Source organism: Pseudomonas sp. NPDC088429 (assembly GCF_044753305.1).
Taxonomy (GTDB): Bacteria; Pseudomonadota; Gammaproteobacteria; order Pseudomonadales; family Pseudomonadaceae; genus Aquipseudomonas; species Aquipseudomonas rustica.
Window position 1 is genome coordinate 1 of sequence record NZ_JBIVMX010000105.1, and the last position, 8,735, is coordinate 8,735.

Genomic DNA, 8,735 nt, shown 5'->3' on the forward strand with positions numbered 1-8,735 from the left:
TACCGCACCGTTTCACCCTTAACGGCGCCGAAGCGCGTAGGCGGGTTTTTTCTGGGGCACTTTCCGTAGGCTCACGCCTCCCAGGCATTACCAGGCACTTCGCCCTATGGAGCCCGGACTTTCCTCCCCCCCCTAATTTTCATAGAGGGCAGCGACTGTCCGATCGACTCTCCGCCGCGAAGGTTAACGGCAGAGCGCCCGAAGAACAAGCGCTAATAGCCGCAAAACCTGTCTGCGCGACGGGTTACTCGCCCTTCTGTTTCTCCAGCGCGACCTGATACAGCACGTTTTTGCGCTCGCCGGTGATTTGCGCGGCGAGAGCGGCGGCACGCTTGAGTGGCATTTCTTCGAGCAGCAGATTCAGCACGCGCATTGCCTCGCTGCTGACTGCATCTTCTGACTCCGGCGCCGTCCAGCCCGCCACCAGCACCACGCATTCGCCACGCTGCTGATTGCTGTCGGATTCAACAAACTCGCGCAGTTCAGAGAGCGGCAAGCCTTTAAGCGTCTCGAAGGTCTTGGTGATTTCGCGAGCCAACAGTGCCTGACGCTCACCACCGAACACTTCTTCCATATCCTGCAAACATTCAAGAATTCGGTGCGGAGCTTCGTAGAAGATCAGCGTGCGCGGCTCTTCTTTGACCGCTTGCAGACGCGCCTTGCGCCCGACCGACTTGGCCGGCAAGAAACCTTCAAAGATAAAGCGATCGGATGGCAGCCCCGCCGCCGACAACGCCGCGATCAATGCGCACGCCCCCGGCACCGGCACCACCGCGATTCCGGCCGCACGGGCCTGACGCACCAGGTGATAACCCGGATCGGAAATCAGCGGCGTGCCGGCATCGGAAATCAGCGCAACGTTGTCGCCCGCCAGCAGACGGGTAATAAAGCGGCTACCTTCATCACGTTCGTTATGTTCGTGGCAGGCGGCCAGCGGCGTGGAAATACCGAAGTGCTGCATCAGGCGCGCCGAGTGACGAGTGTCTTCGGCAGCGATCAACGCCACTTCACGCAGGATTTTCAGTGCCCGGGCGCTGATGTCGTCCAGGTTGCCGATGGGCGTCGCCACCACATAAAGCGAGCCAGCAGCGGAATTCGGGGAACCTGGAGCAGTCAAAGCGCACACCTCATGATCGGTAAAAGCGGCCATTGTAGCGCGTCACGAGGCTTGCGTTGCGCTCTGCCCGACCACGGTTTTGCACGCTGTAACGCAGCGCCGCAACATTTACTCCAGCTAAATTGACCGTTTCACGCCACTAACATCGCGCCCCGGCCAGTGCTTGGGTACAATTCCACGCTAATTTGATCGAGTATCAGGAACACTTACATGATCGCTTGCCTGCGGCTGTTCACTGCCCTCTGCCTCGCTGCCTTATTGGCGGCCTGCGCCAGCTCCCCTTCCTCCAGCCTTGGCGAACTTCCACGGACTCCGGACGCCAGCATCGAGCAACTGCTCGCGCAGGCCAGCCAGGCGAGCACCCCGGAAAAAGCTGCCCTGTTGCGCCTGAGCGCGGCAGATCTGGCTTACCACCAGGGCGATGCCGGACGCTCCGCGCAAATCCTGCAACAAGTGCCGATGGAGCAACTGAAGCCCGGCCAGCAGATTTTCGCCAGCACGCTGAACGCTGAACTGGCGATGACGCGCAACCAGCCGAAAGCCGCGCTGACTGCGCTGAGCCATCCAAGCCTGCAGCATCTGGGCGAAATGCCTGAAGAGCAGCAAGTGCGCACCGGCACCGTTCACGCCCGCGCGCTTGAAGCCGATGGTCAGACCCTGGCTGCCGCTCGCGAGCGTGTCTTTATCGCGCCGATGCTGAAGGGCGAAGCCGCCAGCAAAAACCACGAAGCGATCTGGACACTGATTGCCTCGCTGCCGACCGATCAACTGCAAGCCAACACCACCGACGACCTCGGCGGCTGGATGGGCCTGGCACTGGCGGTGAAATCCGCCGGTACGCTGGAACAGCAACAAGCCGCGATCGACACCTGGCGCGCGCAGAATCCAAAGCACCCTGCTGCGATCAACCTGCCGCAGCCGCTGACCAAACTCAAGGAACTGGCCAGCCAGCCCCTGAGCAAAATCGCCCTGCTGCTGCCACAAGACGGCCAACTGGCTGCCGTCGGCAAAGCACTGCGTGAAGGTTTCATGGCGGCGCACTATCAGGCGCAACAGGCCGGGCAGAAGCCACCCGCGATCGAATTCTACGACAGCTCAAAGCTGACCTCGATGGACGAGTTCTACCGCAAGGCCCAGGCTGACGGCGTGCAACTGGTCGTCGGGCCACTGGAAAAACCACTGGTCAAACAGCTGAGCACTCGCCCGCAATTGCCGATCACCACCCTCGCGCTGAACTACAGCGAAGGCGATCAAGGCCCGGCGCAACTGTTCCAGTTTGGTCTGGCGGCTGAAGACGAAGCGCGCGAAGTGTCGCGCCGTGCACGTGCCGACGGCCTGCATCGCGCTGCAATCATGGTGCCGAAAGGCGAATGGGGCGACCGCGTCATGCGCGCGTTCAGCCAGGACTGGCAGGCTAACGGCGGCACCATCGTTGCCACCGAGCGCGTTGATCAGCCGGTGCAACTGGCTCAGCAGATCGCCGACATGTTCCAGCTGCGTCAGAGCGAAGCGCGCGCCAAGAGCCTGCAAAACGCTGCCGGCACCAACGTCGCCGCACAGCCTTCGCGTCGTCAGGACATCGAGTTCATCTTCCTCGCCGCCACTCCGCAACAGGCGCAGCAGATCAAGCCAACCCTTAATTTCCAGTACGCTGGTGATGTTCCGGTTTACGCCACCTCGCACGTTTACAGCGCCAGCGGCGACGTCAACCAGTACAACGACATGAACGGCATTCGCTTCTGCGAAACCCCATGGTTGCTGGACAACAGCGATCCACTGCGCCAGCAAGTGGTTGCACAGTGGCCGCAAGCTGCCGGCAGCCTCGGCCGCCTGTACGCGATGGGTGTTGACGCCTATCGCCTGGCACCGCGTCTGGATCAGCTCAAGGCATTGCCGGACAGCCGCATCGACGGTGAGTCGGGCAGCCTCGGCATGACCCAGACCCAGCGTGTGGTGCGTCAGTTGCCTTGGGCGCAGTTCGTCAGCGGTCAGGTGCAGCGCCTGCCGGACACCCCGCGCTAATGCCCGACAGGTCACGCTCGCAAAGCGGTAAGGATGCCGAGCGCCAAGCGCTCAAGCATCTTCAACAACAAGGTCTGCGCCTGTTGGCGCAGAACTGGTTTTGTAAACGCGGCGAGCTTGATCTGGTCATGCTTGATGGCGATACAGTAGTATTCGTTGAAGTTCGCTACAGAAAAAACACTCAATGGGGTGGCGCGCTCGCTAGCATCGATGGGCGCAAGCAGCAGAAACTGATTTTTGCCGCACAGTATTTTCTTCAGCGCGAGTCGCGTTGGGCCAATTCCCCCTGCCGCTTCGACGTGGTGGCCATCGACAGCCATCCGAGTCAGCTGAACTGGTTGCAGAATGCTTTCGACAGTTGATCGTCGGCGCTGCAATCCGGACAATCCCACCGACAAATTTTGCTCTTTGCTTTGCGGGCTGCACTTTCATGTGCCGAATAGCCGCGCTACTTAAGGTCACACAGATGGACATGCAATCCCGAATTCGCCAGCTTTTCCAGGCCAGTATCGACACCAAGCAACAGGCGATGGACGTACTTGCACCGCACATCGAGCAAGCCAGCCAGATCATGGTCAACGCCCTGCTCAACGAAGGCAAAATGCTTTCCTGCGGCAACGGCGGCTCGGCCGGTGACGCCCAGCACTTCTCTTCGGAGCTGCTCAACCGCTTCGAGCGCGAGCGCCCAAGCCTGCCGGCCATTGCCCTGACCACCGACACGTCGACGATCACCTCGATCGCCAACGACTACAGCTACAACGAAGTGTTCTCCAAACAGATCCGTGCACTCGGTCAGCCAGGCGATGTCCTGCTGGCGATTTCGACCAGCGGTAACTCGGCGAACATTATTCAAGCGATCCAGGCCGCACATGATCGCGAAATGATTGTCGTAGCTTTGACCGGACGCGATGGCGGCGGCATGGCCTCGCTGTTGCTGCCCGAGGACGTCGAGATTCGCGTTCCGGCCAATGTCACTGCACGTATTCAAGAAGTCCACTTGCTGGCGATCCATTGCCTCTGCGATCTGATCGACAGCCAACTGTTCGGGAGTGAAGAATGACCCCTAATCGCCTTGGCCTTCTGGCCTTGACCCTGTGCCTCGGCATCAGCGGCTGCACATCGGTGGTGAACGCCAGCCGTGAAGCACCGATCGATGACGACCGTGGCACGCGCACCTTCGGCAGCAAGATCGACGACTCGTTGATTGAAACCAAAGTGGGTGTGAACGTGGCGAAGGCCGACCCGGCGCTGGACAACGATTCGCACATCGTCGTGACCAGTTTCAACGGTGTTGTTCTGCTCGCGGGGCAAACGCCTCGTGCAGACCTGAAAGCCAAGGCCGAACAGGCCGCAGCCGCTGTTCAACGGGTAAAAACCGTGCATAACGAGCTGCAGGTTATTCCGCCGTCCGGTTTCCTGGCTCGCCAGAACGACACCTGGCTGACCTCCAAGATCAAGACACAGATGCTCACCGATGCCAGCATTCCCGGCTCGCGCATCAAGGTCGTGACCGAGAACGGTATCGTCTACCTGCTGGGCCTGCTGACCAAACAGGAAGCCACTCAGGCAACCAACCTGGTGCAGGGCGTTTCCGGCGTGCAGAAGATTGTGAAGCTGTTCGAATACATCGACTGATACGCCTCTTCGTGTAGGAGCTGCCGAAGGCTCGGGCCGCGATCGGACGATCTTTTGATCCTGATCTTTTAAAGCAAGATCAAAAGATCGCAGCCTTCGGCAGCTCCTACAGTTTTGAGATGTAGATGAAGTTTTGAGATGCGCATGCAGTTTTGAGATGTGTATGCAGATTCGAGATGTGTATGCAGTTTTGAGATGTGTATGCAGATTTGAGATGTATGTGAAGTTTTGAGATGCGCATGAAAAAGGCGATCCATCCGGATCGCCTTTTTTTATTTCACCACTTTCAAACTTGGCCGGCCTGTTGGGCGCGGCGGTTCGCTGTCCGGTGGTGGCAAGTCGTCATCCGACTCGATCTCTTCCTCGTCATCCATCGGCGACTCGAGATCAAACACCATGCCTTGACCGTTCTCCCGGGCGTAGATCCCCAGGATGGCGCCAATCGGCACGTACAAGCTGTGCGGAACGCCACCGAAGCGACCTTCAAAGGTCACCACGTCGTTGTCCATGTGCAAATGCCGTACGGCACTTGGCGAGATGTTCAGGACAATCTGCCCGTCACTGGCGAAACCCTGCGGCACTTGCACCGCCGGGTACTCGGAGTTGACCAGCATGTGCGGGGTGCAATCGTTATCCACAATCCACTCATAGAGCGCGCGAACCAAATAAGGTCGACTGGAGTTCATAGCGGCTCCTTAAGCCTTAGCGCATATCGCGTTCGACACCAGACAGACTCGCCTGGAAAGCCTCACGCGCAAACGAGCGCTCCATGTAATCAAGCAGCGGCTTGGCTGGCCGCGGCAGTTCAATACCCAAAATCGGCAAACGCCAGAGTATTGGCAATAGGCAGCAATCCACCAGACTTTGTTCCTCACTGAGGAAAAACGGCTTGTCGGCAAACAGCGGCGACACGCCCGTCAGGCTTTCACGCAATTCCTTGCGCGCCACGACACGCGCGGCCTCTTTGGACTTTGGATCAAGAATCAGATCCACCAGACCACACCAGTCACGCTGAATACGATGAATCAGCAGTCGACTGTTGGCACGCGCCACTGGATAAACCGGCAACAACGGCGGGTGCGGGTAACGCTCATCCAGATATTCCATCACCACAGTCGACTCCCACAGCGCCAGGTCACGATCGACCAGCGTAGGCAGACTTCCGTAAGGGTTCACCTCAATCAGTTTAGGCGGCTGACGACCAGCTTCCACATAAATGATTTCGGCGCTGACACCCTTCTCTGCAAGCACGATGCGCACTCGGTGGGAATAGTGGTCGGCGGGGTCGGAGTAACAGGCCAACCGATTGGTCACGCCCATGGCGATCCTCCTCGCTTGTTGAAATGATTGGAACCGGAAAAACGCGCGCGCCCAGAGGGCGCCTCCCGCAATATCCGGCGAACCAGACGTTGCGTTATCGGAGGCGCCCTTGGGCGCGCGCGATTAACAGCAATGCTTTGAAGCGTATCAGTGCACGTCTTTCCAGTATTCACGCTTGAGCAGGTAGGCGAACACAAAGAAGAACGCCAGGTACAGCAAGACGTAGGTACCGATGCGCTGATGTTGCAGCTTAACCGGGTTAGCCGAGTAAGCCAGGAAGGTTACCAGATTCTTGACCTTCTCATCGAACTGCTCTTCGTTCAGAGCACCGGATTTCGGCACGATGGTCAATTGATCGCACGCTTCATGAGTCAGCGGCGTACCGGTCAACGGATCATATTGCTTCTTGCCGTCTTCGACGATCTGCACCTGTTTGCAGCCCACCACTTGGCGACCTTGCAGGCCGACCAGTACGTTAGGCATGCCGACGTTCGGGAAGACCTTGTTGTTCACACCCCATGGGCGTGCCGGATCTTCGTAGAACGACTTCAGGTAACCGTAGAGCCAGTCGGTGCCACGCACGCGAGCCACCAACGTCAGATCCGGTGGTGCTGCGCCGAACCAGGTTTTGGCGTCCGCCGGCTGCATGCCGATGGTCATGTGATCACCGATCTTGGCACCGGTGAACACCAGCTTCTCCAGCATCAGTTCGTGCGGCACGCCGAGGTCATCGGCAACGCGCTCGTAACGCTGGAACTTGGCGCTGTGGCAACCCATGCAGTAGTTGGCGAAAGTGCGCGCACCGTCCTGCAAAGCAGCTTTATCGGCGACATCAATGTCGACTTTTTCCAGCTCCGCACCGTGTTCAGCAGCGAACGACAAGACAGGCAACGCAGCAAAAATCAGAGCAAAAAATAACTTTTTCATCAGCCAGTCACCCTTTCCGGAACCGGTTTGGTCTTCTCGAGCCTGGTGTAGAACGGCATCAGAATGAAGTAGGCGAAGTACAGGAAGGTGCAGACCTGCGACAGCAAGGTTCGCTCCGGCGTCGGCGCAAGCACACCGAGAATGCCGAGGATCACGAACGAAATGCAGAACACCACCAGCCAGATTTTGCTCATCCAGCCTTTATAGCGCATCGATTTGACCGGGCTTCGATCCAGCCACGGCAGCACGAACAGCACCGCAATCGCCGCGCCCATGGCGATAACGCCCATGAGTTTGTCCGGGATTGCCCGCAAGATTGCGTAGAACGGTGTGAAGTACCAAACCGGCGCAATGTGCTCTGGTGTCTTGAACGGATTAGCTTGCTCGAAGTTTGGTTTTTCGAGGAAGTAGCCGCCCATTTCCGGGAAGAAGAACACAATGAAGCAGAAGATAAACAGGAACACCACAACACCGACAATGTCTTTCACGGTGTAGTACGGGTGGAAGGCGATGCCGTCCAGCGGGATGCCGTTTTCGTCTTTGTGCTTCTTGATGTCGACGCCGTCAGGGTTGTTCGAACCCACTTCGTGCAGCGCCAGAATGTGCAACACCACCAGACCGAGAATCACGATCGGCAGCGCAACAACGTGCAAGGCGAAGAAGCGGTTCAGGGTAATGCCGGAGATCAGGTAGTCACCACGAATCCACTGGGTCAGGTCGTTACCGATCACCGGTATCGCACCGAACAGCGAGATGATCACCTGGGCACCCCAGTAGGACATCTGACCCCACGGCAGCAGATAACCCATGAAGGCTTCGGCCATCAGCGCCAGGTAGATCAGCATGCCGAACACCCAGACCAGTTCACGCGGTTTCTGGTACGAACCGTAGAGCAGGCCACGGAACATGTGCAGATAAACCACGATGAAAAACGCCGAAGCGCCGGTCGAGTGCAACAGACGCAAAATCGAGCCGTACTCGACGTCGCGCATGATGTATTCAACGGAAGCGAACGCTTCTTCTGCCGACGGCGTGTAGCTCATCGTCAGCCAGACACCGGTGACGATCTGATTGACCAGAACCAGCAGCGCCAGAGAGCCGAAGAAATAGAAGAAGTTAAAGTTTTTTGGCGCGTAATACTTGCTGAGATGGTCTTCCCACATTTTCGTCGCGGGAAAGCGTGCATCAACCCAATCCATGAACTTGCTCATCACGCTTTCTCCGTATCGACGCCAATGACACTCAGGTCATCGGTCACATAGGAATGCGGGGGAACTGGCAGGTTCAAAGGCGCAGGTTGCGACTTGTAGACGCGGCCAGCCAGATCGTAGTGGGAACCGTGGCAAGGGCAGAAATAACCGCCTACCCAGTCTTTACCCAGATCCGCAGGTGCCACTTCGGGACGGAAGGTCGGTGAGCAACCCAGGTGTGTGCAGATCCCGATCAGCAGCAGAATTTCCGGCTTGATCGATCGCACTTCAGGGTCGACATAGGTGGGTTGCGTGGAGTTTTTGGATTCAGGATCGGAGAGCTGGCCCTCGATCTTTTTCAGATTATCCAGGATTTCCTTGGTACGGCGGACAATGAACACCGGCTGGCCACGCCATTCAGCAATCATCTGCTGTCCTGGCTCGACTTTGCTGACATTCACTTTCACCGGTGCACCGGCGGCTTTCGCCTTGGCACTGGGAAACCATGACCCCACGAACGGGAC

10 protein-coding genes and 1 other RNA gene are annotated in these 8,735 nt (G+C 58.1%); 4 read left to right on the forward strand and 7 right to left on the reverse strand.

Features of this window, described 5'->3' with window-relative positions:
* Positions 1 to 171: RNase P RNA component class A (gene rnpB / locus ACIP66_RS27275), an RNA gene on the reverse strand; the annotation flags it as partial.
* A 73-nt stretch (positions 172 to 244) separates the two neighbouring features.
* Positions 245 to 1,150, reverse strand: a complete 906-nt coding sequence (rsmI, locus tag ACIP66_RS27280; protein ID WP_159815078.1) for a 16S rRNA (cytidine(1402)-2'-O)-methyltransferase — start codon at positions 1,148 to 1,150, stop codon at positions 245 to 247.
* Positions 1,151 to 1,327: 177 nt separating this feature from the next.
* Here rsmI and ACIP66_RS27285 point away from each other — a divergent pair, with 177 nt between their 5' ends.
* The 4 genes from ACIP66_RS27285 to ACIP66_RS27300 all read left to right on the forward strand — a co-directional run bounded on the left by ACIP66_RS27285 (position 1,328) and on the right by ACIP66_RS27300 (position 4,774).
* Positions 1,328 to 3,139: a penicillin-binding protein activator gene (locus ACIP66_RS27285; RefSeq protein WP_053123654.1), complete on the forward strand. Its 1,812-nt coding sequence runs from the start codon at positions 1,328 to 1,330 to the stop codon at positions 3,137 to 3,139.
* Positions 3,139 to 3,501, forward strand: a complete 363-nt coding sequence (locus ACIP66_RS27290) for a YraN family protein (protein WP_400652274.1) — start codon at positions 3,139 to 3,141, stop codon at positions 3,499 to 3,501. Before ACIP66_RS27285 ends, ACIP66_RS27290 begins: the two co-directional genes overlap by 1 nt.
* Positions 3,502 to 3,605: 104 nt before the next feature.
* Entirely contained in the window at positions 3,606 to 4,199 is a 594-nt protein-coding gene (locus tag ACIP66_RS27295) for a phosphoheptose isomerase (RefSeq protein ID WP_008082788.1), read from the forward strand.
* The gene (locus tag ACIP66_RS27300; protein ID WP_007917023.1) at positions 4,196 to 4,774 is read left to right on the forward strand and encodes a BON domain-containing protein; all 579 of its coding nucleotides are present in this window, start codon (positions 4,196 to 4,198) and stop codon (positions 4,772 to 4,774) included. The genes ACIP66_RS27295 and ACIP66_RS27300 overlap by 4 nt, the downstream gene beginning before the upstream one ends.
* A 272-nt stretch (positions 4,775 to 5,046) precedes the next feature.
* On the opposite strand, the gene ACIP66_RS27305 is transcribed toward ACIP66_RS27300, so the two are convergent.
* From ACIP66_RS27305 to petA, 5 genes are all read right to left on the reverse strand, one after another.
* Positions 5,047 to 5,460 (reverse strand): ClpXP protease specificity-enhancing factor, encoded by a 414-nt coding sequence (locus ACIP66_RS27305; RefSeq protein WP_053123658.1) that lies wholly within the window; start codon positions 5,458 to 5,460, stop codon positions 5,047 to 5,049.
* 16 nt (positions 5,461 to 5,476) lie between these two features.
* Entirely contained in the window at positions 5,477 to 6,094 is a 618-nt protein-coding gene (locus tag ACIP66_RS27310) for a glutathione S-transferase N-terminal domain-containing protein (protein ID WP_047303097.1), read from the reverse strand.
* Between the two features lie 147 nt (positions 6,095 to 6,241).
* The gene (locus ACIP66_RS27315; RefSeq protein ID WP_053123660.1) at positions 6,242 to 7,021 is read right to left on the reverse strand and encodes a cytochrome c1; all 780 of its coding nucleotides are present in this window, start codon (positions 7,019 to 7,021) and stop codon (positions 6,242 to 6,244) included.
* The gene (locus ACIP66_RS27320) at positions 7,021 to 8,232 is read right to left on the reverse strand and encodes a cytochrome bc complex cytochrome b subunit (RefSeq protein WP_016985147.1); all 1,212 of its coding nucleotides are present in this window, start codon (positions 8,230 to 8,232) and stop codon (positions 7,021 to 7,023) included. The genes ACIP66_RS27315 and ACIP66_RS27320 overlap by 1 nt, the downstream gene beginning before the upstream one ends.
* Positions 8,232 to 8,735: ubiquinol-cytochrome c reductase iron-sulfur subunit (gene petA / locus ACIP66_RS27325; RefSeq protein WP_400652280.1), on the reverse strand; the 504-nt coding region annotated here is incomplete at its 5' end. The genes petA and ACIP66_RS27320, both read right to left, overlap by 1 nt.

What these genes read in the sequence shown, in the direction of transcription:
- rsmI (WP_159815078.1), bottom strand. Translation starts at nt 1,150, where the DNA reads ATGGCCGCTTTTACCGATCATGAGGTGTGCGCTTTGACTGCTCCAGGT.
- ACIP66_RS27285 (WP_053123654.1), top strand. Translation starts at nt 1,328, where the DNA reads ATGATCGCTTGCCTGCGGCTGTTCACTGCCCTCTGCCTCGCTGCCTTA.
- ACIP66_RS27290 (WP_400652274.1), top strand. Translation starts at nt 3,139, where the DNA reads ATGCCCGACAGGTCACGCTCGCAAAGCGGTAAGGATGCCGAGCGCCAA.
- ACIP66_RS27295 (WP_008082788.1), top strand. Translation starts at nt 3,606, where the DNA reads ATGGACATGCAATCCCGAATTCGCCAGCTTTTCCAGGCCAGTATCGAC.
- ACIP66_RS27300 (WP_007917023.1), top strand. Translation starts at nt 4,196, where the DNA reads ATGACCCCTAATCGCCTTGGCCTTCTGGCCTTGACCCTGTGCCTCGGC.
- ACIP66_RS27305 (WP_053123658.1), bottom strand. Translation starts at nt 5,460, where the DNA reads ATGAACTCCAGTCGACCTTATTTGGTTCGCGCGCTCTATGAGTGGATT.
- ACIP66_RS27310 (WP_047303097.1), bottom strand. Translation starts at nt 6,094, where the DNA reads ATGGGCGTGACCAATCGGTTGGCCTGTTACTCCGACCCCGCCGACCAC.
- ACIP66_RS27315 (WP_053123660.1), bottom strand. Translation starts at nt 7,021, where the DNA reads ATGAAAAAGTTATTTTTTGCTCTGATTTTTGCTGCGTTGCCTGTCTTG.
- ACIP66_RS27320 (WP_016985147.1), bottom strand. Translation starts at nt 8,232, where the DNA reads ATGAGCAAGTTCATGGATTGGGTTGATGCACGCTTTCCCGCGACGAAA.